Annotated in this window: 23 protein-coding genes; 19 read left to right on the plus strand and 4 right to left on the minus strand. The window is 72.2% G+C overall.

Features of this window, described 5'->3' with window-relative positions; all coding sequences use genetic code 11:
- Nucleotides 1-34 precede the first annotated feature (34 nt).
- Both pgsA and ACFVHK_RS05550 read left to right on the plus strand, forming a co-directional pair.
- Nucleotides 35-637 (plus strand): CDP-diacylglycerol--glycerol-3-phosphate 3-phosphatidyltransferase, encoded by a 603-nt coding sequence (gene pgsA, locus ACFVHK_RS05545; protein WP_376927960.1) that lies wholly within the window; start codon nucleotides 35-37, stop codon nucleotides 635-637.
- Complete coding sequence (locus tag ACFVHK_RS05550; protein ID WP_376927961.1) at nucleotides 634-1,164, plus strand: CinA family protein; 531 nt, start codon at nucleotides 634-636, stop codon at nucleotides 1,162-1,164. The genes pgsA and ACFVHK_RS05550 overlap by 4 nt, the downstream gene beginning before the upstream one ends.
- Here ACFVHK_RS05550 and ACFVHK_RS05555 read toward each other — a convergent pair.
- Together ACFVHK_RS05555 and ACFVHK_RS05560 are read right to left on the minus strand one after the other, a co-directional pair.
- Nucleotides 1,143-1,823 carry a response regulator gene (locus tag ACFVHK_RS05555; RefSeq protein ID WP_376927962.1) on the minus strand — a complete coding sequence of 227 codons (681 nt, stop codon included), beginning with the start codon at nucleotides 1,821-1,823 and terminating at the stop codon, nucleotides 1,143-1,145. The two genes, ACFVHK_RS05550 and ACFVHK_RS05555, sit on opposite strands and share 22 nt — an antisense overlap.
- Nucleotides 1,820-3,460, minus strand: coding sequence for an ATP-binding protein (locus ACFVHK_RS05560; protein WP_376927963.1), 1,641 nt, complete (start codon nucleotides 3,458-3,460; stop codon nucleotides 1,820-1,822). The genes ACFVHK_RS05555 and ACFVHK_RS05560 overlap by 4 nt, the downstream gene beginning before the upstream one ends.
- A 184-nt stretch (nucleotides 3,461-3,644) precedes the next feature.
- Between ACFVHK_RS05560 and ACFVHK_RS05565 the strand changes: the two genes are divergently transcribed.
- From ACFVHK_RS05565 to dapF, 10 genes are all read left to right on the plus strand, one after another.
- Nucleotides 3,645-4,709, plus strand: a complete 1,065-nt coding sequence (locus tag ACFVHK_RS05565) for a Bug family tripartite tricarboxylate transporter substrate binding protein (protein ID WP_376927964.1) — start codon at nucleotides 3,645-3,647, stop codon at nucleotides 4,707-4,709.
- On the plus strand, nucleotides 4,706-5,275 hold the full coding sequence (locus ACFVHK_RS05570) for a tripartite tricarboxylate transporter TctB family protein (protein ID WP_376927965.1): 570 nt from the start codon (nucleotides 4,706-4,708) through the stop codon (nucleotides 5,273-5,275). Before ACFVHK_RS05565 ends, ACFVHK_RS05570 begins: the two co-directional genes overlap by 4 nt.
- Nucleotides 5,268-6,869 carry a tripartite tricarboxylate transporter permease gene (locus ACFVHK_RS05575; RefSeq protein WP_376927966.1) on the plus strand — a complete coding sequence of 534 codons (1,602 nt, stop codon included), beginning with the start codon at nucleotides 5,268-5,270 and terminating at the stop codon, nucleotides 6,867-6,869. The genes ACFVHK_RS05570 and ACFVHK_RS05575 overlap by 8 nt, the downstream gene beginning before the upstream one ends.
- A gap of 146 nt (nucleotides 6,870-7,015) precedes the next feature.
- Nucleotides 7,016-7,330 carry a helix-turn-helix domain-containing protein gene (locus ACFVHK_RS05580; RefSeq protein WP_129235233.1) on the plus strand — a complete coding sequence of 105 codons (315 nt, stop codon included), beginning with the start codon at nucleotides 7,016-7,018 and terminating at the stop codon, nucleotides 7,328-7,330.
- A 64-nt stretch (nucleotides 7,331-7,394) separates the two neighbouring features.
- On the plus strand, nucleotides 7,395-7,631 hold the full coding sequence (locus ACFVHK_RS05585) for a DUF3046 domain-containing protein (protein ID WP_376927967.1): 237 nt from the start codon (nucleotides 7,395-7,397) through the stop codon (nucleotides 7,629-7,631).
- A 268-nt stretch (nucleotides 7,632-7,899) separates the two neighbouring features.
- On the plus strand, nucleotides 7,900-8,967 hold the full coding sequence (gene recA / locus ACFVHK_RS05590) for a recombinase RecA (protein ID WP_129235231.1): 1,068 nt from the start codon (nucleotides 7,900-7,902) through the stop codon (nucleotides 8,965-8,967).
- A 13-nt stretch (nucleotides 8,968-8,980) separates the two neighbouring features.
- A complete protein-coding gene (locus tag ACFVHK_RS05595; protein ID WP_376927968.1) occupies nucleotides 8,981-9,601 on the plus strand; it encodes a regulatory protein RecX in 621 nt (206 codons plus the stop codon).
- Nucleotides 9,602-9,644: 43 nt separating this feature from the next.
- The gene (gene miaB / locus ACFVHK_RS05600; RefSeq protein WP_376927999.1) at nucleotides 9,645-11,231 is read left to right on the plus strand and encodes a tRNA (N6-isopentenyl adenosine(37)-C2)-methylthiotransferase MiaB; all 1,587 of its coding nucleotides are present in this window, start codon (nucleotides 9,645-9,647) and stop codon (nucleotides 11,229-11,231) included.
- Nucleotide 11,232: 1 nt separating this feature from the next.
- Complete coding sequence (gene miaA, locus ACFVHK_RS05605; RefSeq protein WP_376927969.1) at nucleotides 11,233-12,153, plus strand: tRNA (adenosine(37)-N6)-dimethylallyltransferase MiaA; 921 nt, start codon at nucleotides 11,233-11,235, stop codon at nucleotides 12,151-12,153.
- Nucleotides 12,154-12,181: 28 nt separating this feature from the next.
- Nucleotides 12,182-13,063: a diaminopimelate epimerase gene (gene dapF / locus ACFVHK_RS05610; protein ID WP_129234662.1), complete on the plus strand. Its 882-nt coding sequence runs from the start codon at nucleotides 12,182-12,184 to the stop codon at nucleotides 13,061-13,063.
- A 52-nt stretch (nucleotides 13,064-13,115) separates the two neighbouring features.
- Here the strand turns inward: dapF and ACFVHK_RS05615 are convergent, their stop codons facing one another.
- The gene (locus ACFVHK_RS05615; RefSeq protein ID WP_129234663.1) at nucleotides 13,116-13,727 is read right to left on the minus strand and encodes a class I SAM-dependent methyltransferase; all 612 of its coding nucleotides are present in this window, start codon (nucleotides 13,725-13,727) and stop codon (nucleotides 13,116-13,118) included.
- A 43-nt stretch (nucleotides 13,728-13,770) separates the two neighbouring features.
- On the opposite strand from ACFVHK_RS05615, the gene hflX reads away from it, so the two are divergent.
- The 3 genes from hflX to metE all read left to right on the plus strand — a co-directional run bounded on the left by hflX (nucleotide 13,771) and on the right by metE (nucleotide 18,876).
- Nucleotides 13,771-15,297, plus strand: a complete 1,527-nt coding sequence (gene hflX, locus ACFVHK_RS05620; protein ID WP_376927970.1) for a GTPase HflX — start codon at nucleotides 13,771-13,773, stop codon at nucleotides 15,295-15,297.
- A gap of 250 nt (nucleotides 15,298-15,547) precedes the next feature.
- Complete coding sequence (locus ACFVHK_RS05625) at nucleotides 15,548-16,540, plus strand: methylenetetrahydrofolate reductase (RefSeq protein ID WP_129234665.1); 993 nt, start codon at nucleotides 15,548-15,550, stop codon at nucleotides 16,538-16,540.
- Nucleotides 16,537-18,876 carry a 5-methyltetrahydropteroyltriglutamate--homocysteine S-methyltransferase gene (gene metE / locus ACFVHK_RS05630; protein ID WP_376927971.1) on the plus strand — a complete coding sequence of 780 codons (2,340 nt, stop codon included), beginning with the start codon at nucleotides 16,537-16,539 and terminating at the stop codon, nucleotides 18,874-18,876. Before ACFVHK_RS05625 ends, metE begins: the two co-directional genes overlap by 4 nt.
- A 102-nt stretch (nucleotides 18,877-18,978) precedes the next feature.
- Here the strand turns inward: metE and lexA are convergent, their stop codons facing one another.
- Nucleotides 18,979-19,656: a transcriptional repressor LexA gene (gene lexA, locus ACFVHK_RS05635; protein ID WP_376928000.1), complete on the minus strand. Its 678-nt coding sequence runs from the start codon at nucleotides 19,654-19,656 to the stop codon at nucleotides 18,979-18,981.
- Nucleotides 19,657-19,927: 271 nt separating this feature from the next.
- Between lexA and ACFVHK_RS05640 the strand changes: the two genes are divergently transcribed.
- From ACFVHK_RS05640 to hisH, 4 genes are all read left to right on the plus strand, one after another.
- Entirely contained in the window at nucleotides 19,928-20,308 is a 381-nt protein-coding gene (locus tag ACFVHK_RS05640) for a LysM peptidoglycan-binding domain-containing protein (protein WP_242492275.1), read from the plus strand.
- 61 nt (nucleotides 20,309-20,369) lie between these two features.
- On the plus strand, nucleotides 20,370-21,464 hold the full coding sequence (locus ACFVHK_RS05645; protein WP_376927972.1) for a histidinol-phosphate transaminase: 1,095 nt from the start codon (nucleotides 20,370-20,372) through the stop codon (nucleotides 21,462-21,464).
- A gap of 44 nt (nucleotides 21,465-21,508) precedes the next feature.
- Nucleotides 21,509-22,123, plus strand: a complete 615-nt coding sequence (hisB, locus tag ACFVHK_RS05650) for an imidazoleglycerol-phosphate dehydratase HisB (RefSeq protein ID WP_376927973.1) — start codon at nucleotides 21,509-21,511, stop codon at nucleotides 22,121-22,123.
- Nucleotides 22,120-22,758, plus strand: coding sequence for an imidazole glycerol phosphate synthase subunit HisH (hisH, locus tag ACFVHK_RS05655; RefSeq protein ID WP_376927974.1), 639 nt, complete (start codon nucleotides 22,120-22,122; stop codon nucleotides 22,756-22,758). Before hisB ends, hisH begins: the two co-directional genes overlap by 4 nt.
- Nucleotides 22,759-22,836 lie beyond the last annotated feature (78 nt).

Genomic DNA, 22,836 nt, shown 5'->3' on the forward strand with positions numbered 1-22,836 from the left:
CGGGCGGCCGGCCCGCCGAGGCTAGGCTTGGTCCATGACCGCTCCCGATGGCCGTGATCGCATCTCGAACTGGAACCTCCCGAACGCGATCACGATCCTCCGGATCGTCATGGCGCCGATCTTCTTCTGGCTGCTGCTCGCCGACGGCGGAGCCGACGGCCCCATGCGGTGGTGGGCCGCGGTCATCTTCATCGTCGCGATCTCGACGGACTGGGTCGACGGCCAGATCGCCCGGTCGCGCGGGCTGGTCACCGACCTCGGCAAGCTCCTCGACCCGATCGCCGACAAGCTGCTCACGAGCGGCGCGCTCGTGTGCCTGTCGATCCTCGGCGAGTTGTGGTGGTGGATCACGATCCTCATCGTCGTCCGTGAGGTCGGCATCACGGTCTGGCGGTTCGTCGAGCTGGGTCGTGGCACGGTGGTGCCGGCATCCTCGGGGGGCAAGGCGAAGACCTTCGCGCAGGCGATCGCGATCTCGCTCTTCCTCACCCCGCTCTGGACGCTCGTGGGCGACTGGATCCTCTGGGTGAACTGGGCGGCGATGGCCGTGGCGCTCGTGCTCACCGTCTGGTCGGGCCTGCTCTACGTGCGCGACGCGATCCGCCTGGGGCGCGAGCACCGGGCCGAGCCGAGGTGAGCGAGGCGGCCGACCTCGTCCGACGGCTGCGCGCGGCCGGGCTGACCGTCGCCTGCGCCGAGTCGCTCACGGGCGGCCTCCTCTCGGCGACGATCGTCGATGTGCCGGGGGCGTCGGACGTGCTGCTCGGAGGCGTCGTCGCCTACGCGACCGAGCTCAAGCACGCGCTCGTCGGGGTCGACGCGCACCTGCTGGAGGCGCGAGGGCCGGTGGACCCCGAGGTGGCGGGGCAGCTCGCCGATCGCATCCGGTCCGCCTGCGCGGTCCGCGGGCGCCCCGCCGATCTCGGGCTCGCCACCACGGGCGTCGCCGGCCCCGACCCGCAGGCCGGACACCCGCCGGGCCTCGTCTACGTCGGCGTCGCGTCGCCCCGAGGCATCCGTTCCGTCGCGCTGCGCGTCCCGGGCGACCGCTCGGCGGTTCGGCGCGCGGCCGTCTCGCGGGCCCTCGCCGAGGCGATCGTCGAGCTCGATGCGCTCGGGGCGTCGTCCGACGCGACGCCGCGTCAGCGCGGCGACATCCGGTAGCGGTGCTCAGGTCGGCCGGCGCTCCCGTACCGTGGCGCGACCTGCGCCGCACCGATGGAGACGAGGTGCTCCAGATACCGCCGAGCGCTCACGCGCGCCAATCCGACCGCCTCCGCGATCTCAGCGGCCGAGGCGTCGCCCGGACGCGATGAGAGGTCGGCCTCGACCCGCTCCAGCGTGATGGCCGAGAGGCCCTTCGGAAGCGACTGGGCGTCCAGCGAGGCGCCGAGCAGGCGATCGACCGCGCCCTGGTCGAGGTAGCCGGTCGAATCGGCGCGATCGGCGATGAGCCCGCGACGGACCTCCTCCAGTCGCTTCACCAGGCTGGTCCGGGAGAACGGCTTCACGAGGTAGTGCCGCACGCCGAGCAGCCGGGCCCGGCGGACGGTCTCGAGGTCGCGCGCCGCGGTCACCGCCACGACCTCGACGTCGTCGCCCGCCGCGCGGATCCGCCGGAGCACGTCGAGTCCGCCGAGGTCGGGCAGGTAGACGTCGAGCAGGACGAGGTCCGGACGCAGCCGACCCACGGCCCGGATCGCCTCGGCCCCGGTGTGGGCCTCGCCGACGACAGAGAACCCGGGCACGGCGTCGACGAACGCGCGGTTGATCCGGGCGACGGCGAGGTCGTCGTCGACGATGAGCGCGCTGACGACGTTCACGACGTCCCCGCCGCGTGCCCCGCCGCGCTCGCCGGGACCGTCGCGACGTCGACGCCGGGCAGCGGAAGTCGCACGACGAACCGCGCGCCGCCGGACGGGGACCGGGCGACCGACGCCTGCCCGCCGAGGCGGTCCGCCACCCGACGCACGATGGTGAGACCGATCCCGCGCCGCGCCTTCCCGTCGGCGGGCGACTTGCCGGTCACGTCCGGCTCGAAGATCTCGGCGCGCCGGCCCTCCGGCACCCCGGGCCCGTCGTCGTCGACCGTGACGACCACGACGGACGCCTCGTCGTCGTCCCGGATCGAGACCAGGACGCGGCCGCCCAGCACGCACGCCTCCACGGCGTTGTCGAGCAGGTTGCCCACCACGGTCACGAGGTCGGTGCGGAACGCCGCATCCTCGATCGGCGACAGGTGGGAGTCGGCGGTGAGTTCCAGCTCCACAGCCAGCTCGTGGGCACGCGACCGCTTCGCGAGGACGAGGGCGGCCGTCTCGACATCCGCGATGCCGCCGCGGTCGGCGAGCGAGGACAGCGCCCCGCCGCCGCCGACGCGCTCGATGTACGCCACCGCCGCGTCGACGTCGCCGAGCTCGAGCAGGCCGCTCACGACGTGGAGCGTGTTCGAGAACTCGTGCGATTGCGCGCGCAGTCCCTCCGCGAGGCCCTGCGCCCCCTGCAGCTCGCGAAGGACGGCCTCGAGCTCCGTCCGGTCGCGCAGGATCGCGATGGAGCCGACCTCGCGACCGTCGACGCGCACGCGGTCGCCGTGCACGAGCAGCACCCGCTCGCCCGAGAGCACCAGCGTCTCCTGCTCCTCCGCAGCCGCGACGACGGCGGCGAGCTCCGGCTCGACGACCTCGGCCATCGGACGTCCCAGCACCGAGTCGGGGTCGGCGACGCCGAGCAGACGGGCGGCCGCGTCGTTCAGGAGGACCACGCGATCCCGGTGGTCGACGGCGACGAGGCCCTCGCGGATTCCGTGGAGCATCGCCTGCCTGGTCTCGAGCATCGCCCGGATCTCGTCGGGCTCGAGGCCGTAGATGCGACGACGGATGACCCGTCCGATCCATGCGGAACCGACGACGCCGACCAGCGCCGCGATCGCGAGCGCCGCCAGCAGGCCGCCGAGTCCGCCGAGGAAGTCGGCGCGCAGCTCCGACTCGAGGATGCCGACCGAGACCTGCCCGATCACCTCGCCGGCCTCGTCGAAGATGGGTACCTTGACACGCCACGACTCGCCCAGGGTGCCCGTCTGCGTGCCGACGTACACCTGACCGGACAGCGGGATCGCGGGATCCGTCGACACGCGTTCGCCGATGCGGTCGGGGTTCGGGTGGGAGTAGCGGATGCCCGCGGCATCCGTCACGACGACGTAGGTGACGTGCGAGGCGCTGCGCACGACCTCTGCGACCGGCTGGATCGCAGCGGACGGATCGGCGTCGTCGAACGCGCCGAGCACGACGGGGAGGCGGGCGACCGACTGCGCGACCGCGATCATGCGGTCCTGGTAGGCCTCGCGGAGTTGGTTCTCCTGGATCAGCATCGCCGTCACGCCGGTCCCGACGACCGTCACGAGCACGATGGCGACCTGCAGCAGGAGCAACTGCATCCCCAGCGTCATCGACCGGCCCACCGGACAAGTCTGCCGCACGCCGGCAGCGGCGCGACCCGGCGGCCGTGACCGATACGACCGAAACGGCCGCAACGACCGAAACCACCGTTACGACCGCAACCTGCCGCGGCGCGTCGGGCGGTCCTAGCGTCGGAACCCACCGATCGTCGGCCCGGCGAGGACGCCGGGAACTCAAGGAGGAGCATTGCGATCACCCAATCGGCCGTCCCCCGCGGCCTTCCCCGCCCGTCAGCGCACTCGTGTCACCAGGACCGCCGTCGTCGGGCTCAGCCTCTCGGTCGCGCTCGGCCTCGCCGCATGCGCCGCCCCGGCCGCATCGTCCGATGCCGACGCCGAGGGAGCCGTGGTCATCGACGCGGTCAACGTGATCGCTCCCGCCGACCCCGGCGGCGGGTGGGACCAGACGGCCCGCTCGATGGCACAGGTCCTCACGGACGAGGGCCTCGTCTCGTCCGCACCCGTGCAGAACATCGGCGGTGCCGGAGGGACCGTCGGACTCGCCTCGCTCGCCAACGAGACCGACCCGGCGACGCTCATGATCACGGGCCTCGTCATGGTCGGCGCGGTCGAGACGAACGCATCCGAGGTGCGCATCGAGGACATGACGCCGATCGCGCGACTGACCGAAGAGGCCCTCGTCCTCGTCGTGCCCGTCGAGTCGTCGTACCGGACCACCGAGGACCTGGTCGACGCGATCGTCGACCAGGGCGCCGCGATCTCGGTCACGGGCGGGTCCGCGGGCGGCGCCGACCACATCCTCGCCGGCATGCTGCTCACCGAGGCCGGAGTGGATCCTGCCGAGATCCCGTCGACGCTCAACTACATCCCGAACTCCGGCGGCGGCGAGGCCGTGACGATGCTGCTCGGCAACACCGTGCAGGCCGGGATCTCCGGCGTGGGCGAGTTCGTCGAGCAGATCGAGGCGGGGGAGCTGCGTGCGCTCGCGGTCTCGTCACCCGAGCGCGTGGGGCTCCTCCCCGACACGCCCACGCTCGCCGAGGAGGGCTACGACGTCGAGCTGACCAACTGGCGAGGCCTGCTCGCGCCCGGCGGCATCTCGGACGGGGACGCGGACGCGCTCCGGACGCTCGTGGCCGACCTGCACGACTCGGACGCGTGGACCGAGACGCTCGAGCAGAAGGGCTGGGCGGACGCCTTCCTCGCCGGCGACGAGTTCTCGAGCTTCCTCGACGGCAACATCGACGAGGTGTCGGCGACGCTCGAGACCATCGGCCTGGTGTCGCGGTGACGGACCGCGCCATCGTCCCCTCCGGCGCGCAGGCGTCGGAGGGGGCCCCATCCGGGCCGACGCGGCGGGTCCGAGCCGTCGGCGAGTACGCATTCGCCGGCGCCGCGCTCCTCGTCGGCATCGGCACGATCGCCGGGGCGGGCGGGATCCGCGTCCCTCCGGGGTCGGCGAGCGTGCTCGGGCCGCGCGCCTTCCCCTACGCGGTCGGCGCGCTCCTCGTCCTCGCCGCGCTCGCCGTCCTCGTCGGCCTCCTGCTGGGCCGTCGCGGCCTCCCCGACGACGGCGAGGACGTCGACCCGGATGCGCCGACCGACTGGACGACGGTCGCGAAGCTGGTGGCCGTCTTCCTCTCCCAACTCGTCCTGATCGACCTGGCGGGCTGGCCCGTGGCCGTCGCCGTCGTCTTCGGCGGAGCGGCGGTCGTGCTCGGCGCGAAGCGCTGGTGGGCGGCGATCGGCATCGGCCTCGCCCTTGGCATCGTCACCCAGCTGGTCTTCGGCGCCTGGCTCGGCCTCTCCCTGCCCGCCGGTCCCGCCCTGAACTGGATCCCGATCTTCAATGGATAGCCTCTCCGCCCTCCTCGAGGGCTTCGCGACCGCGATGCAGCCCCAGTACCTGCTCACCGCGCTGTTCGGCGTGTTCATCGGCACGGCCGTCGGCGTGCTCCCGGGCATCGGCCCCGCGATGACCGTCGCGCTGCTGCTCCCGCTCACCTACACGCTCGATCCGACGGGCGCACTGATCCTGTTCGCCGGCATCTACTACGGCGGGATGTACGGCGGTTCGACCACGTCGATCCTGTTGAACACGCCGGGCGAATCCGCGTCGATCGTCACGGCCCTCGAGGGCAACCGCATGGCGAAGGCCGGCCGAGGCGCCGCCGCGCTCGCGACGGCGGCCATCGGGTCGTTCGTCGCGGGAACGGTTGCGACCGTCCTGCTGACCTTCCTGGCGCCGGGCATCGCCCGACTCGCCGTCCAGCTCGGTCCTGCGGACTACTTCGCACTCATCGTCGTGGCGTTCCTCACGGTCGGGGCGCTCCTCGGCTCGAGCGTCCCGCGCGGGCTGGTCTCGCTCGGACTCGGCCTCGTCCTCGGACTCGTCGGCACCGAGGTGCTCTCGGGCCAGCAGCGGTACACGTTCGGCGTGCCGAGCCTCGCGGACGGCATCGACATCGTGCTGATCGCGGTCGGCCTCTTCGCGGTGGGGGAGACCCTGTACGTGGCCTCCCGGCTCCGGCACGGTTCCGTCCGGGTCATCCCGGTCGATCGCGGCTGGCGCACCTGGCTGACGCGCGACGACCTCCGACGCTCCTGGAAGCCGTGGCTCCGCGGGACCGCCATCGGGTTCCCCATCGGCACCATCCCGGCGGGCGGGGCCGACGTCGCGACGTTCCTCTCCTACGCGGCCGAGCGACGGCTGGCGAAGGGAACGGCTCGTGCCGAGTTCGGCCGTGGCGCCATCGAGGGCGTGGCGGGCCCCGAGTCGGCGAACAACGCCGCCGCGGCGGGCGTGCTCGTGCCCCTGCTCACCCTCGGGCTGCCGACGACCGCGACGGCGGCGATCATCATCTCCGCCTTCCAGTCCTACGGCATCCGACCCGGACCGCTGCTCTTCGAGAACGAGTCGGGCCTGGTCTGGGCGCTCATCGCGAGCCTCTACATCGGGAACGTGCTGCTCATCGTGCTGAACCTCCCGCTCGTGGGCATGTGGGTCAAGGTGCTCCGCATCCCGCGCCCCTACCTCTACGGAGGCATCCTCGCGTTCGCGGGTCTCGGGGCCTACGCCCTGCACTTCAACGTCATCGACACCGTGACGCTCCTGGCCGTCGGGCTCGTCGGGTTCCTCATGCGCCGATACGGCTATCCGGTCGCGCCGATGGTCGTCGGCGGGATCCTCGGACCGATGGCCGAGGAGCAGCTGCGCAAGTCGATGGCGATCAGCCAGGGGGACCTCCTGTACCTCGTCCACAGCCCGTTCGCGATCGTGGCGTACGCCACGCTCGCAGTCATCGTCGTGATCGGCGTCTGGTTGAAGCGTCGCCGTGCGCGGCTGGAGTCGGCACCGGTGCTCGTCCCGACCGGTGCCCTGCCGGCGGTCGAGGCGCCCGCGGCATCCGGGCCCGATCGTGGGTCCCACGGTCCGGAGACGAGGGAATAGGTCGCGTGAACTCCCTGTTACAGCTGTCGGGTTCAGAGCAAAACACCAGTGACCACGGGTAGGCTCGGTGAACGGGAAGAGGCGCTAGACTGACCTCCCCGTACCGGCCCCGGTCGAGGGTCGCAGGTGAGACGAGGGAGGTTCCGATGGTTCTGGTTCGACAGGAGATCGGCGACGTGCTGAGGGACTTCCGCCTGCAGAAGGGCCGGACCCTCCGCCAGGTCGCCAGCAAGGCGAGCGTCGCGCTCGGCTACCTCAGCGAGGTGGAGCGCGGCCAGAAGGAGGCCTCGAGCGAGATCCTCGCGTCCGTCGCGGACGCGCTCGACACTCCCATCTCCGTGATCATGCACGAGGTCGGCGACCGCATCGCGGTGCTCGAGGGGCTCAACGCCCCGTCGGTGCCCGACAGCCTCCCCGACGAGCTGGTGGCGGAGTTCGACGCGGACATGATGGTCCGCTGATCCACAGATCCACTCGAACGGCCGGTCCTCGTGACCGGCCGTTCGCACGTCCGGAGGTCCATCGGTGAAACGCAGCGAGTTCGCGCTGGCGGTCGAGCAGGAGTTCGGCCCGGGGTACGGGGAGGTCGTCGTGAACGACGTCGTGCTCGTCGGGCTCGGCAACCGCACCGCGCGCGAGGCGCTGGCCGCGGGCGCGGCTCCGCGCGACGTCTGGTTCGCGCTCTGCGAGGCGACGGATGTCCCGGAGGCGCGTCGCCACGGCGTCGGTCGTCCGGACCCGGGCGAGCGGGCCTCGCGATAGGCGGCTGAAGCGCCCGAAGACGCGTTCGACACGCCGGGGCGCGCATCGAACATGCGTTCGGATGCTGCGTTAGGCTCCTCAACAGCAGGAGGGATGACGCAGCCATCCACAGCCGAGCGCTCTCGGGCGACGGATGTCGGTGGCCGACCATACGGTCGGAGGCGTCGGAACACACCGCAACCGCCTTGTCGCGAGACGTGCCGGGTCACGGCCTGGCACGCGGAACGACAGCCTAGAGGCAGCCGTCATTCACCCCGAAGGAGCACCGATGCCATCACCCGCAGACCGCGAGAAGGCCCTCGAGACCGCACTCGCCCAGATCGACCGCCAGTTCGGCAAGGGATCGGTGATGCGCCTCGGCAGTGAGGAGCGCGCACCGGTCGAGGTCATCCCCACCGGTTCCATCGCACTCGATGTCGCGCTCGGCGTCGGCGGCCTGCCGCGCGGCCGCATCATCGAGATCTACGGGCCGGAGTCCTCCGGCAAGACGACCCTGACGCTCCACGCGATCGCGAACGTGCAGCGCGCTGGCGGCATCGCGGCGTTCATCGACGCGGAGCACGCACTCGACCCCGACTACGCGAAGAAGCTCGGCGTCGACATCGACTCGCTGCTCGTCTCGCAGCCCGACACGGGTGAGCAGGCGCTCGAGATCGCCGACATGCTGATCCGCTCGGGTTCGATCGACCTCGTCGTCATCGACTCGGTGGCGGCGCTCGTGCCTCGGGCCGAGATCGAGGGCGAGATGGGCGACTCGCACGTCGGTCTCCAGGCACGACTCATGTCGCAGGCCCTGCGCAAGCTCACCGGTGGGCTCAACCAGACCAAGACGACGGCGATCTTCATCAACCAGCTCCGCGAGAAGATCGGCGTGTTCTTCGGCAGCCCCGAGACCACTGCGGGTGGCAAGGCGCTGAAGTTCTACGCATCGGTGCGGCTCGACATCCGTCGCATCGAGACGCTGAAGGACGGGTCCGACGCAGTCGGCAACCGCACGCGCGTGAAGGTCGTGAAGAACAAGATGGCCCCGCCGTTCAAGCAGGCCGAGTTCGACATCCTCTACGGCGTTGGCATCTCGCGCGAGGGCAGCCTCATCGATTACGGCGTCGATCAGGGCATCGTGAAGAAGTCCGGCGCCTGGTACACGTACGACGGCGACCAGCTCGGCCAGGGCAAGGAGAACGCCCGAAACTTCCTCCTGCAGAACCCCGACATCGCCGCCGACATCGAGAAGAAGATCCTCGCGAAGCTCGGCATCGGCCAGGCCGCCGGTGCTCCGGCAGCTGCGGCGCCGGCGAACGTCGAGTCGATCGCGTCGAAGCGCAAGGGCGCCTGAGCGGGCGGATCCGATGACGGAGCAGGGGAACGAGCGACTCGCGCCGGTCACCTACCTGCCGTGGGCGGCGCCGTCGGAGGGATCCGAGGGTGCCGCCCACGGCGTGGCCGAGCGACAGCGTCCCCCGGCGGATGCGGGCGACGGAGTCGACGAGACGGGCCTCGAGCGGGACGACCGCATCGACCGGCTGATCGTCTCGCGCCTTCGGCGTTCCTCGCTGTCGGTGTCGGAGGTGCGGGCGATCCTCATCGAGCACGGGCTCGACGAGGGCGAGGTCGAGGAGTGGATCGAGCGGTACGCGCGGCTCGGCTACCTCGACGACCGCCGGCTCGCCGAGCAGTTGGTGCACAGCCACGGCGTCCGGCGAGGGCGCGGGAGCGGCGCGGTGCTGCACGAGCTCGGCCGCCGGGGCATCGAGGACGAGCTCGCCCGCGAGGCGATCGACACGCTCGATCCCGACGTGGAGTTCGAGCATGCGCTCCTCATCGCCGAGCGCCGGGCGCGACAGCTGGGCGGGCTCGAGCGTCGGGTCGCCGAGCGTCGGCTGTCCGCATTCCTCATGCGGCGCGGCTACGGCAGCGACCTCGTCCGGCGCGCGGTCGCCGCCGCACTCGACGGCGACGACGCCGAATGACGGATCGTAGACTGGTGCGATCATGAGCACCATTCACGAGGCGATGCCCGCGACCGGGGACCCCGTCGCCGCCGATTCGGACGCGCCCCGCACCTACGAGGTCCGCACCTTCGGGTGCCAGATGAACGTCCACGATTCGGAGCGACTCAGCGGTTCGCTCGAGGCCGCCGGGTACGTGCCCGCCGACGGCGCGGAGCCCGATGTCGTCGTGATCAACACGTGCGCGGTGCGCGAGAACGCCGACAACAAGCTCTACGGCAACCTCGGCCACCTCGCCGGCGTGAAGCGTCGCCACGCGGGCATGCAGATCGCGGTCGGCGGCTGCCTCGCCCAGAAGGACAAGAACGTCATCCTCGAGAAGGCCCCATGGGTCGACGTCGTCTTCGGCACGCACAACATGGGGTCGCTGCCGAGCCTGCTCGAACGCGCTCGTCACAACGACGAGGCCCAGCTCGAGATCCTCGATGCGCTCGAGGTCTTCCCCTCGACCCTGCCGACGAAGCGAGACTCGACCTACTCCGGCTGGGTGTCCATCTCGGTCGGGTGCAACAACACCTGCACGTTCTGCATCGTGCCCGCGCTCCGCGGCAAGGAGAAGGACCGGCGGCCGGGCGACATCCTCGCCGAGGTGCAGGCGCTGGTCGACGACGGGGCCATCGAGGTGACCCTCCTCGGCCAGAACGTGAACTCCTACGGAGTCGAGTTCGGCGACCGCCAGGCGTTCGGCAAGCTGCTGCGCGCGGCAGGCGAGGTCGACGGGCTCGAGCGTATCCGCTTCACGAGCCCGCACCCCGCCGCGTTCACCGACGACGTCATCGACGCGATGGCCGAGACGCCGAACGTGATGCCCCAGCTGCACATGCCGCTCCAGTCCGGCTCCGACCGCATCCTCAAGGCCATGCGCCGCTCCTACCGCTCGGAGAAGTTCCTCGGCATCCTCGATCGCGTGCGCGCGAAGATCCCGAACGCCGCGATCACGACCGACATCATCGTCGGGTTCCCCGGCGAGACCGAGGAGGACTTCCAGGAGACCCTCCGCGTCGTCGAGGCCGCACGCTTCGCCTCGGCGTTCACGTTCCAGTATTCCATCCGGCCCGGTACGCCCGCGGCGACCATGGAGGACCAGGTGCCGAAGGAGGTCGTGCAGGAGCGCTACGAGCGCCTCATCGCCCTGCAGGAGCGCGTCTCATGGGAGGAGAACCGGAAGCTCGTCGGTACCGCCGTCGAGGTGCTGGTCTCGACCGGCGAGGGCAAGAAGGACTCCGAGACCCACCGCATGAGCGGCCGCGCGGAAGACAGCCGCCTCGTGCACTTCGAGGTGCCCGCGGGGTCCGACCTCCCGCGACCCGGCGACGTCGTCTCGGTCGAGATCACCCAGGCCGCGCCGTTCCACCTGCTCGCCGACTCGATCGACGGAGCGCCGCTGCGCATCCGGCGGACGCGCGCGGGCGACGCGTGGGACCGGGCGCAGGCCGAGAGCTGCGGCGTGCCCGCGGCGCCCGGAGCCGCGGCCTCGACCCCCGGGCGCGTCTCGCTCGGGCTGCCCTCGCTGCGCATCGGCGGCGAGCCGCTCACCAGCCCGGGCGTCGGCACCATGCCGATCTACGACCCCGCCGACGGCCAGCGCTGACGTGACGCTGATCGCGGTCGTCGGCGCCACGGGCACCGGCAAGTCGCGCTTCGCGCTCGATGTCGCGCACGCGATCGCCGCCGCGGGCGGCGTCGCCGAGGTCGTCAACGCCGACGCCATGCAGCTCTACCGGGGCATGGACATCGGCACCGCCAAGCTCTCGGAGGACGAGCGCGAGGGCGTCCCGCATCACCTGCTCGATGTGCTCGACGTCACCGACGAGGCATCCGTCGCCGCGTACCAGGCCGATGCCCGCCGCGTCATCGACGAGATCGCGTCGCGCGGTGGCGTCGCACTCCTCACCGGAGGGTCCGGGCTGTACGTCTCGAGCGTCATCCACGACCTCCGCTTCCCCGGGACGGACGCCGCGATCCGCTCGCGCCTCGAGGCCGAGCTCGAGGAGATCGGTCCGGGCCTCATGCATCGCCGGCTGCGCGAGCTCGACGCCGAGACGGCCGCGGGCGTCGACCCGCAGAACGGCCGACGGATCGTCCGCGCGTTGGAGGTCATCGAGCTCACCGGCGAGCCGAAGGCCGCGCGCCTGCCGGACGAACCCGTGCCCTGGCGGCCGCACCGCATCGTGCACCTGCGTGCCGACCGGGCCGAGCTCGTCGCGCGACTCGACGCCCGCGCCGCGGGCATGTGGGCGGGCGGGCTCCTCGACGAGGTGCGCAGCCTCGTTCCGGCGGGCCTCGAACGCGGCGTGACCGCGCGCAAGGCGATCGGCTACGCGCAGGCGCTCGCGCAGCTGCAGGGCCGGATGACGGAGGCCGACGCGATCGCGGAGACGCAGGCGCTCACGCGGACCTACGCCCGACGGCAGGTCGGCTGGTTCAAGCGGTACGCCGCGGCATCGGTCGTCGATGCCGGCGACCCGGCGGCCTTCGCCGCAGGGGTGGCGAGGCTGGCGCGCGGCGTCTGAGGCGCCGCGCGCTCCCTAGACTGGTGCGATGGCGTTCGATCTGCGCTTCACCAAGGGCCAGGGCACGGGCAACGACTTCGTGCTGTTCAGCGACCCCGAGGGCGAACACGAACTCTCGCCCACGCAGATCGCGGCGGTGTGCGACCGGCGCTTCGGCGTCGGCGCCGACGGCGTGATCCGGGCCGTCCGCTCGGACCGGCTGGCCGACGGCGCCGGCGCGCTCGCGGAGGACCCGCAGGCGACGTGGTTCATGGACTACTGGAACGCGGACGGCAGCGTCTCGGAGATGTGCGGCAACGGCATCAGGGTGTTCGTGCGCTACCTCGTCGACCAGGGGCACGTCGCGCCCTCGGGCGACGAGTGGATCGCGATCGGCACCCGAGCGGGAGTCCGTCGGGTCCGCGTGACCGGCGCCGGATTCGAGGCCGACCTCGGCGTGTGGCGCCTCGACGGCGGAGAGCCGCTGGTGCGCGCCAAGAACCTGCCCGTCGCGCGCCCCGGCCTGGGCATCGACGTCGGCAATCCGCACGTCGTGGTGGCCCTCGCCGACGACGACGAACTGGACGGGCTCGACCTGGCCTACCTGCCGATCCTCGAACCGCAGCCGCAGGCCGGCGCGAACGTCGAGTTCGTCGTCCCCGCGGAGCCGCTCGTCGAGAACGGTCGCGGGAGGATCCGCATGCGCGTGCACGAGCGCGGGTCGGGCGAGACGCTCTCGTGCGGCACGGGTGCGGTCGCCGCGGCGCTCGCCGTCCGCCACTGGGCCGGCGAGCACGCCCCCGACACGTGGGTCGTCCAGGTGCCGGGGGGCGTGCTCGGCGTGCGCATGGAGTCGCGTCCCGACGGTGAGCACGTGCTGCTCTCCGGGCCGGGCGAACTCGTCTTCGACGGGGTGCTCGCGCTGGCCTGAGCCGGATGGCGCGGCGGCTCGGATCGCGCGCGGCGGAGTCGCGGGGTCGCCGTCAGGCGTCGCGCGTCACCGTGAGCACGCGGAAGCCCTTCGAGGTCGCGGCCCGCCCGACGGTCCATCCGTCGCCGAACTCCTCGCCGAGCCAGCGCTGCAGCGAGTCGGCGCCGAGGTTCTTCTGCACGACGAGCCACGCCGTGGCGCCGGCGTCGAGGCGGGGCAGCCATCGGCGCAGCAGCGCGTGCAGCTCGGCCTTGCCGATCCGGATGGGCGGATTCGACCAGATCACGGAGAATCGCAGGTCGTCGGGAACATCCGCGGGACTCACGGCGTTGACGTTGTGGAGTCCGAGGCGCCGGACGTTCCGGCGGACGAGGTCGAGTGCACGCTCGTTCACGTCGACGGCCCACACCGTGGCATCCGGCGACTGCAGTCCGAGCGTGAGTGCGATCGGGCCCCAGCCGGCGCCGAGGTCGAGCAGGTGTCCGGCGGCGGGAGCCTTCGGGACCTCGTCGAGGAGGACGCGGGTGCCGAGGTCGACGTGGTCGGGGCTGAAGACGCCCCCGGCGGTCTGCACCTCGACGTCGCGGCCGGCGAGTCGCACCGGGACGGTCCGGAGCGCCGCCCGGTCGGCGGGCTTGGACGAGAAGTAGTGCTCCTGCGGCATACGGGGAAACCTATCGCAGGCGAACGGAAGTAGGCTTGACACGATGAATGACGCGGCACCCGAGACCCACGACGACGCGGTCGAGCGCGTGCTGCGCAGCGCCGACGCCCGGGCGGGTGTGTCCCGGTTCGGCGGGTCCGACGCCTCGTCCATCCAGCGCGCCGGGCTCGCCGGGCACGACGACGACGGCTTCGACGGCGAGCAGTACGATCGCGAGGCGCGCGCGGCGCTCCGCCGCGTCGGCGGCCTCTCGACCGAGCTCGAGGACGTCACCGAGGTCGAGTACCGGCAGCTGCGACTCGAGAACGTCGTGCTCATCGGCGTCTACCCGCAGGGGTCGCTCGAGGACGCCGAGAACTCGCTCCGCGAGCTCGCCGCCCTCGCCGAGACGGCCGGTGCGCGCGTGCTCGACGGAGTCCTGCAGCGCCGTCCGCACCCCGACCCCAGCACCTACCTCGGCCGCGGCAAGACCGAGGAGCTCCGGCACGTGGTCGCCGCGCTCGGTGCGGACACCGTGGTCGCCGACACCGAGCTCGCCCCGAGCCAGCGTCGTGCGCTGGAGGACGCGGTCAAGGTGAAGGTGATCGACCGCACCGCCGTGATCCTGGACATCTTCAGCCAGCACGCCAAGAGCCGTGAGGGCAAGGCGCAGGTCGAGCTCGCGCAGCTCGAGTACCTCCTTCCGCGCCTGCGCGGCTGGGGCGAGTCGATGTCCCGCCAGGCCGGTGGCCAGGTCGGCGGCGCAGGTGCGGGCATGGGCTCGCGCGGTCCCGGTGAGACGAAGATCGAGCTGGACCGCCGCCGCATCCACACCCGGATGGCGAGGCTCCGTCGGCAGATCGTCGGCATGAAGCCCGCGCGCGACGCCAAGCGCGCGAACCGCAAGCGCAACGCCGTTCCGTCGGTCGCGATCGCGGGCTACACCAACGCGGGCAAGTCGAGCCTGCTCAACCGCATCACGGGCGCGGGCGTGCTGGTCGAGAACGCGCTCTTCGCCACGCTCGATGCGACCGTGCGCCGCAACACGACAGCCGACGGTCGTGTCTACACGATCGCCGACACGGTCGGCTTCGTGCGCAACCTCCCGCACCAGCTCGTCGAGGCGTTCCGGTCGACGCTCGAGGAGGTCGGCGACGCCGACCTGATCGTGCACGTCGTCGACGCCGCGCACCCCGACCCCGCCCAGCAGATCGCGACCGTGCGCGACGTCATCGGCGAGGTCGGCGCCCGCGACATCCCCGAGCTCGTCGTCTTCAACAAGGCCGACCTCGTGACGCCCGAGGACCGGCTGGTCCTGCAGGGGCTCGAGCCGAACGCCGTGTTCGCCTCGGCGCGCACCGGCGAGGGCGTCGCCGAGGTGCTCGCCGCGATCGGGCGCATGCTGCCCGACCCTGCTGTCGAGGTCGACCTCCTCGTGCCCTACGAGCGGGGCGACATCGTCTCCGCGCTGCACGAGACCGGCCGCGTGCTCTCCACCGAGTACCTCGAGGACGGGACGCGCATCCGCGCGTTGGCGTCGCCCGAGCAGGCCGCACAGCTGGAGGAGTTCCGCGTCGCGGCGCTCGCGTAGCATCCGCTCGGCCCTGCCGGGTGCCGCGACTCGCGGCACGGCCGTCGAGTCACTCGTCGTAACACCGGGAGCGGATGCCCCCGACCCGGCGTATCGTCGCACCTGATCGTGGCGAGCGGCCGGATGCCGCCCGCCTGGAGCGACCGCCGAGCCCGGCACCCGCCCGCGAGACCCACCTGCCGTTCCGGCAGGTCGGGCGCGGCGTGCCGTGCACTCGACCTCCTCGGAACTGCTCGCCACCTGGAGCGACATGACCGGAACCGAGCCCGACGGCGTCGCCGCCCGGCCGCGCGTGCCGATCTCGTTCGAGCTGTTCCCGCCGCGCACGGACGCCGCGGCGATCGCGCTCGGCCGCACCATCGACCGGCTCGCCGAGGTCGACCCCGCGTTCATCTCGGTGACGTTCGGAGCGGGCGGCTCGAGCCGCGACCGCTCGCTCACGGTGCTGCGGTACATGCTCGAGCACACGAGCGTCGAGCCGATGGCGCACCTGACCTGCGTCGGATCGAGCCACGCCGAGGCGAACCGCCTCGTCCGAGAGTTCCTCGACGCGGGCATCACGAGCTTCCTCGCGCTCCGCGGCGACCCGCCGGCCGGAGCCGCTGATGCGGAGGACGCGATCGGCGACCTGCACAGCGCCGCCGAGCTCGTGCAGCTGATCCACCGCGTCCAGGAGGAACGCGAGCCGTTCGGTCAGTCGCGGATCCCGGGCATGCCCGGGGTCACCGCGATCCGCGAGCGTCCCCGTCCGGAGCGCGTCGCCGTGGCGGCCTTCCCGACCGGCCATCCGCGTTCGCGCGGGTCGAACCAGGACGTCGACGTGCTGCTCGCGAAGGAGGTCGCAGGAGCGAACCTCGCGATCACGCAGCTCTTCTGGCACGCCGACGACTACCTGGCCTTCGTGCAACGGGCCCGGGCCGGCGGCGTGACGATCCCGATCCTCCCGGGCATCATGCCCGTGACCACGCCCGCGCGGCTCGCCCGGCTCGAGCAGCTCACCGGCGTGCCCGCGCCCGCCGCGCTCGCGATCGACCTCGAGATCGAGCCCGACGCCGACGCCCAGTTCGAGCTCGGCGTCGGATACGCCGCGGACCTGGCGGCCGGCGTGCTCGACGGCGGCGCCCCCGGACTCCATCTGTACACCTTCAACCGCCACGAGGCCGTGCTCGCCGTGCTCGACCGGCTCGGCCTCGCCACCGCCCACGCCCATGCGGGCACCGAGAGGAACACGAGAGAACGATGACCGCACCCGCCTTCCCCACCGGAACGATCCTCGGCTACCCGCGCATCGGGCGCCGACGTGAGCTCAAGCACGCCGTCGAGGCGTTCTGGGCCGGCCGGATCGACTCCGCCGAGCTCGAGCGCACCGCGGCGGCCCTTCGGGCCGCGACGCGCGAGCGACTCGCCGGGCTCGGGCTCGGCCGCACCGACTCGGCGATCCCCGAGTCCTTCTCGTACTACGACCAGGTGCTCGACGCCGCGGTCGCGGTCGGCGCGATCCCCGCGCGGTTCGAGCGCCTGCTCGGCGAGGACGGCCGGCTCGACCTGGCCGGGTACTTCACCGTCGCCCGCGGCGAGGGTGCCGACGCGCCGCTCGAGATGACGAAGTGGTTCGACTCGAACTACCACTACCTCGTGCCCGAGATCGGTCCCGACACCGCGTTCACCGCGCACGCCGACGCACTCGTCGCGCAGGTCCGCGAGGCGCGCGCGGCCGGGTTCGTCACGCGTCCGGTCCTCGTCGGACCCGTCACGTTCCTCCTGCTGGCGAAGGCGGCGGATGGCGCGCCCGAGGGCTTCCGGCCGCTCGACCGCCTCGCCGACCTCGTGCCGGTCTACCGCACGCTCCTCGCCCAGCTCGCGGCGGCCGGCGCAGAGTGGGTGCAGCTCGACGAGCCGGGGCTCGTGAGCGAGAGCCTCGACGAGCCGCGCGAGCGCGTGCTCGAGGCGGTCGCGGAGGCCTACGACGCGCTCGGCGCGGTCGACGCTCGCCCGGCGATCTTCGTCGCCGCGCCGTACGGCGACCTCGCAGAGGCGCTGCCCGTGCTCGCGGCCACCCCCGTCGAGGCGATCGGGTTCGACCTCGTCCGCGGCGACGTGCCCGCGCAGCTCGACCCGGTGACCGAGGAGGCGCTCGCCGCCAAGACCCTCGTCGCCGGCGTCGTCGACGGCCACAACATCTGGAGGGGCGACCTCGCCCACGCGTTCGCGCGTGCCGAGGCGCTTCGCTCCGTCTCGGGCTCGGTCGCCGTCTCCACGTCGACCTCGCTCCTGCACGTGCCGCACGACGTCGACGAGGAGCGCGCGCTCGATGCGCGCCTCGTGAGCTGGCTCGCCTTCGCCGACCAGAAGGTCGCCCAGGTCGCTGCGCTCGCGCGCGGCCTGGCCGAGGGGCGCGACGCGATCGCGGCCGACCTCGACGCGGCATCCGCAGCCCTCGCCGACCGCGCCGCGGCGCCGGGCGTGCGCGTGCCCGCGGTGCGGGCCCGTCTGGACGCACTCGACGCCACCGCGTTCGCGCGCGCCCCCTACGACGCCCGCGTGGCCGCGCAGGAGGACCTCGCGCTGCCCGCCCTCCCGACGACCACGATCGGCTCGTTCCCGCAGACCGCCGACATCCGCCGAGCCCGCGCGCGACTCGTGAAGGGCGAGCTGACGGATGCCGCCTACCGCGAGCTGATGCGCGAGGAGATCGCGCGCGTCATCAGGCTGCAGGAGGAGCTGGGCCTGGACGTGCTCGTGCACGGCGAGCCCGAGCGCAACGACATGGTGCAGTACTTCGCCGAGCTGCTCGACGGCTTCGCGGTCACGCAGCACGGTTGGGTGCAGTCGTACGGCTCGCGGTGCACGCGTCCGTCGATCCTCTGGGGCGACGTGTCGCGCCCTGCGCCGATGACCGTCGAGTGGTCGACGTACGCCCAGTCGCTCTCGGAGAAGCCCGTCAAGGGCATGCTCACGGGGCCGGTCACGATCCTCGCGTGGTCGTTCGTGCGCGACGACCAGCCGCTCGGCGACACGGCCCGCCAGGTCGCGCTCGCCCTGCGCGACGAGATCGGCGACCTCGAGGCGGCCGGGATCCGCGTCATCCAGGTCGACGAGCCCGCGCTCCGCGAACTGCTGCCGCTGAAGCGCGCCGACCAGCCCGCGTACCTCGACTGGTCGGTGGGGTCCTTCCGACTCGCCACGGGCGGCGCGGCGCCGGCGACGCAGGTGCACACGCACCTCTGCTACTCGGAGTTCGGCGTCGTGATCGACGCGATCCGCGAGCTCGACGCCGACGTGACCTCGATCGAGGCGGCGCGCAGCCGTATGGAGGTCGTCGGCGACCTCGCGGCGAGCGGGTTCGACCACGGCGTCGGGCCGGGCGTCTACGACATCCACTCGCCGCGCGTGCCGAGCGTCGAGGAGGTGCGCTCGCTCCTCGAGCGCGCGGTCGACGGCGTGCCCGCCGGCCGGCTCTGGGTGAACCCCGACTGCGGGCTGAAGACGCGCGGCTACGACGAGACGGTCGCCTCGCTCGCGAACATCGTCGAGGCGACGCGCTCGGTCCGCGAGGGGGTCGCGGTCCCGACGGCCTGACGAGCGTGCGCGACGGCGGATGCCGCGGGGGAGCCCGCGGCATCCGCCGTCCGTCGCCGGTGGCGGGACGACCGGTCTTCGCGAGTGCTCGCGCGGGGGCGGCTAGACCGTGCGGAGCACCGCGACGACCTTGCCGAGCACCTCGGACTCGTCGCCGAGGATGGGCTCGAAGGCCGAGTTGCGGGGGAGCAGCCAGGTGTGGCCGTCGCGCTGGCGGAAGACCTTGACGGTGGCCTCGCCGTCGAGCATCGCCGCGACGATCTCGCCGTTCTCGGCCGTCTTCTGCGAGCGGACGACGACCCAGTCGCCGTCGCAGATCGCGGCGTCGATCATCGAGTCGCCGACGACCTTCAGGATGAACAGCTCGCCCTTGCCCACGAGCTGGCGGGGAAGCGGGAAGACCTCCTCGATCTGCTGCTCGGCCGTGATGGGCACGCCTGCGGCGATGCGGCCCACCATGGGGACCATGGCCGCATCGCCGACCGGCGCGGGTTCGACCGATGCCGCGCGCTGCTCCGCCCCGGGGACGTCGATGAGGATCTCGAGCGCACGGGGACGGTTCGGGTCGCGCCGCAGGTAGCCGGCGAGCTCGAGCTGGTTCAGCTGGTGCGTGACGCTCGAGAGCGAGGAGAGTCCGACGGCGTCGCCGATCTCGCGCATGCTCGGCGGGTACCCGCGGTCGGAGACCGAGCCGCGGATGACCTCGAGGATCGCGAGCTGCTTCGGACTCAGCGTCTTGCGCCGACGCGACCGGCCGCCCGCGCCGCGTGCCTGGTCGATGTCGATGCTCACGTGCCTCGCCTCTCGTCGGGACCGCGTCGGCCCGGATGTCGGTGGTCGGTGTTCGACTGTCGTCGGACATTCGAAACTGTATCCGCCTCGCACGCGCGCGACAAACATCCGTTCGAGTGTGTCGCGGAATCCGGGCCGGAAATCCCACCCTCCGGTGCTTGCAGCTTCGATTGTTCGAAGATATATTCGGAACACAGCTTCGCATCCGGCCCTCCCGGCCGAGGGTCGGATGCGCAGCTGGAAGCCCGGGAGGTGCGGAATGAGTGCAGTGGTGATGGGGGCCGCGAGTGCGGCGCCGACGATGCCCGCGTTCGGGTCGACGACCCCGCGCGCCCGGCTGAGGCTCACCAGGCGCGGTCGCGTCGTCGTCACGGGTCTGGCTGCGCTCCCGTTGGTGCTCGGCGTCCTGGTCGGCGTGCTCTCGAGCGGTGGCGCGGTCGCCGGGATCGACGGCGGTGCCTCCGCGATGACGTTCGAGACCGTCGAGGTCGGTGCGGGCGACACACTGTGGGGCATCGCCGAGACGATCGCTCCGTCGTCCGATCCGCGCGACGTGATCTACGAGATCATGCGACTGAACGGCCTCGACGACGCCGTCGTGCAGCCCGGCCAGCAACTCGTCCTCCCCGCCGTCGGGTAGCCGTCACCCGCCGTGCTCCGGCGCCGCGAAACACGACGAGGCGCGCGGATAGCATTGATCGGTGACGAGTCTCGACGACCTGCCCATCCGCGACGATCTGCGCGGCAAGTCCCCGTACGGCGCCCCGCAGAAGCACGTGCCGGTCGCGCTCAACGTGAACGAGAACACGCATCCGATCCCCGAGGACGTCGCGCACGACATCGTCGCGCGCGTGGCGGCCGCGATCATCGGCCTGAACCGGTACCCCGACCGCGAGTTCACCGAACTGCGCACCGCGCTCGCGCGGTACCTCGGCCACGACCTCGTGCCGGAGCAGCTCTGGGCGGCGAACGGCTCGAACGAGGTCCTGCAGCACGTGCTGCAGGCCTTCGGCGGACCGGGCCGCACCGCGCTCGGCTTCGGGCCCACCTACTCCATGTACGGCCTCCTCTCGTCGGGTACCGGCACCGGGTGGATCGCCGCCGACCGCGACGGCGACTTCGAGCTCTCGCCCGAGACCGCGGTCGCGGCGATCGAGCGACACGATCCCGACGTCGTGCTGCTGTGCTCCCCGAACAACCCCACGGGCACGCCGCTCTCGCTCGAGACGATCGCCGCGGTCGCCGACGCCGCACGCGGCGTGGTCGTCGTCGACGAGGCCTACCAGGAGTTCGCCGACCCGGGCACGCCGAGTGCGTTGACCCTCCTCCAGGGGCGGCCGAGGCTCCTCGTCTCGCGGACGATGAGCAAGGCGTTCGCGTTCGCGGGGGCTCGCGTCGGCTACCTCGCCGCCGCCCCGGCGGTCATCGACGCCCTGCGCCTCGTGCGGCTCCCGTACCACCTCTCCGCACTGACCCAGGCGGCGGCGCTCGGCGCCCTCGCGCACGCCGACGAGATGCTCGCGATGGTCGATGAGATCCGCGCCCAGCGCGAGCGGATCACGCGCGAGCTCCGCGGGCTCGGCTTCCACCCGTACCGCAGCGGCGCCAACTTCGTGCTCTTCGGCGGCGTCGCCGACCCGCACGCGGTGTTCGAGGCGCTCCTCGATCGCGGCATCCTGATCCGCGAGATCGGCCTGCCGGGCTGCCTGCGCGTCACCGCGGGCACCGAGGCCGAGACCACGGCGTTCCTGGAGGCGATGGCCTCGTTCGCGCCGTCGACCCCCGCGAACGCCTGATCCAGCCCGGAATCCTCCCCGACCTCCCCGAATAGGATGACCCCATGAGCACCGACCGCCCCGCGCGCACCGCGCGCGTGCAGCGCGAGACCAGCGAGTCGAGCATCGACCTCTCCATCGACCTCGACGGGACCGGCACGAGCGACATCGAGACGAGCGTGCCGTTCTACGACCACCTGCTCACCGCGTTCGCGAAGCACTCGCTCACCGACCTCACCGTGCGCGCGAAGGGCGACATCGAGATCGACGTGCACCACACCGTCGAAGACGTCGGGATCGTGCTCGGCACGGCGATCCGGCAGGCGCTCGGCGACAAGCGCGGCATCTCCCGGTACGGCGACGCGCTCGTGCCGCTCGACGAGGCGCTCGCGCAGGCCGTCGTCGACATCTCCGGCCGGCCGTACCTCGTGCACGCGGGCGAGCCCGCCGGCTTCGAGTTCCACCTCATCGGCGGGCACTTCACGGGTTCGATGGTCCGTCACTTGTTCGAGGCGATCACCTTCAACGCGGGGCTCACGGTGCACGTCAACGTGCTCGGCGGCCGCGACCCCCACCACATCGCGGAGGCGGAGTTCAAGGCGTTCGCGCGCGCGTTCCGCCAGGCGAAGGCGTGGGACCCGCTCGTCACCGGCATCCCGTCCACGAAGGGTGCCCTGTGAGCGCCGCTCGGCGCGTCGCCGTCCTCGACTACGGATCGGGCAACGTCCACTCGGCGGTCAAGGCGCTCGAGCGCGCCGGCGCCGAGGTCGAGCTCACCGCCGATCGCCGCTCCGTCATGGAGGCGGACGGGCTCGTCGTCCCCGGCGTCGGCGCCTTCGCGGCCGTCATGGAGGGCCTGCGCTCGGTGCGGGGAGACGAGCTCATCGACCGCCGCCTCGCGGGCGGGCGCCCCGTGCTCGGCATCTGCGTCGGCATGCAGGTCATGTTCGAGCACGGCGTCGAGCGCGGCGTCGACACCGAGGGCCTCGGCGAGTGGCCGGGCGCCGTCACCGAACTGCCGAGCGAGGTGCTGCCGCACATGGGCTGGAACACCGTGCAGCCCGATGCGGGGTCCGTGCTGTTCGAGGGACTCGAGGACGAGCGCTTCTACTTCGTGCACTCGTACGGAGCGCAGACGTGGAGCCTCGACGTCATCCCGCCGTTCCCGCAGCCGAAGCTGACCTGGTCCGAGCACGGCGGGCGCTTCCTCGCCGCGGTCGAGAACGGCCCGCTGTCGGCGACCCAGTTCCACCCCGAGAAGTCGTCGGATGCCGGCATCCGCCTGCTCTCGAACTGGATCCGGTCGCTCGGCTGAGGCCCGACGCGACCTCCCGAGACCTTCGATGCGTCACGGCGTTCCGGTGCGGACTAGGATGCTGTGACTGTGCCGAGG

It is taken from the genome of Agromyces binzhouensis (assembly GCF_042672355.1).
GTDB lineage: Bacteria > Actinomycetota > Actinomycetes > Actinomycetales > Microbacteriaceae > Agromyces > Agromyces binzhouensis.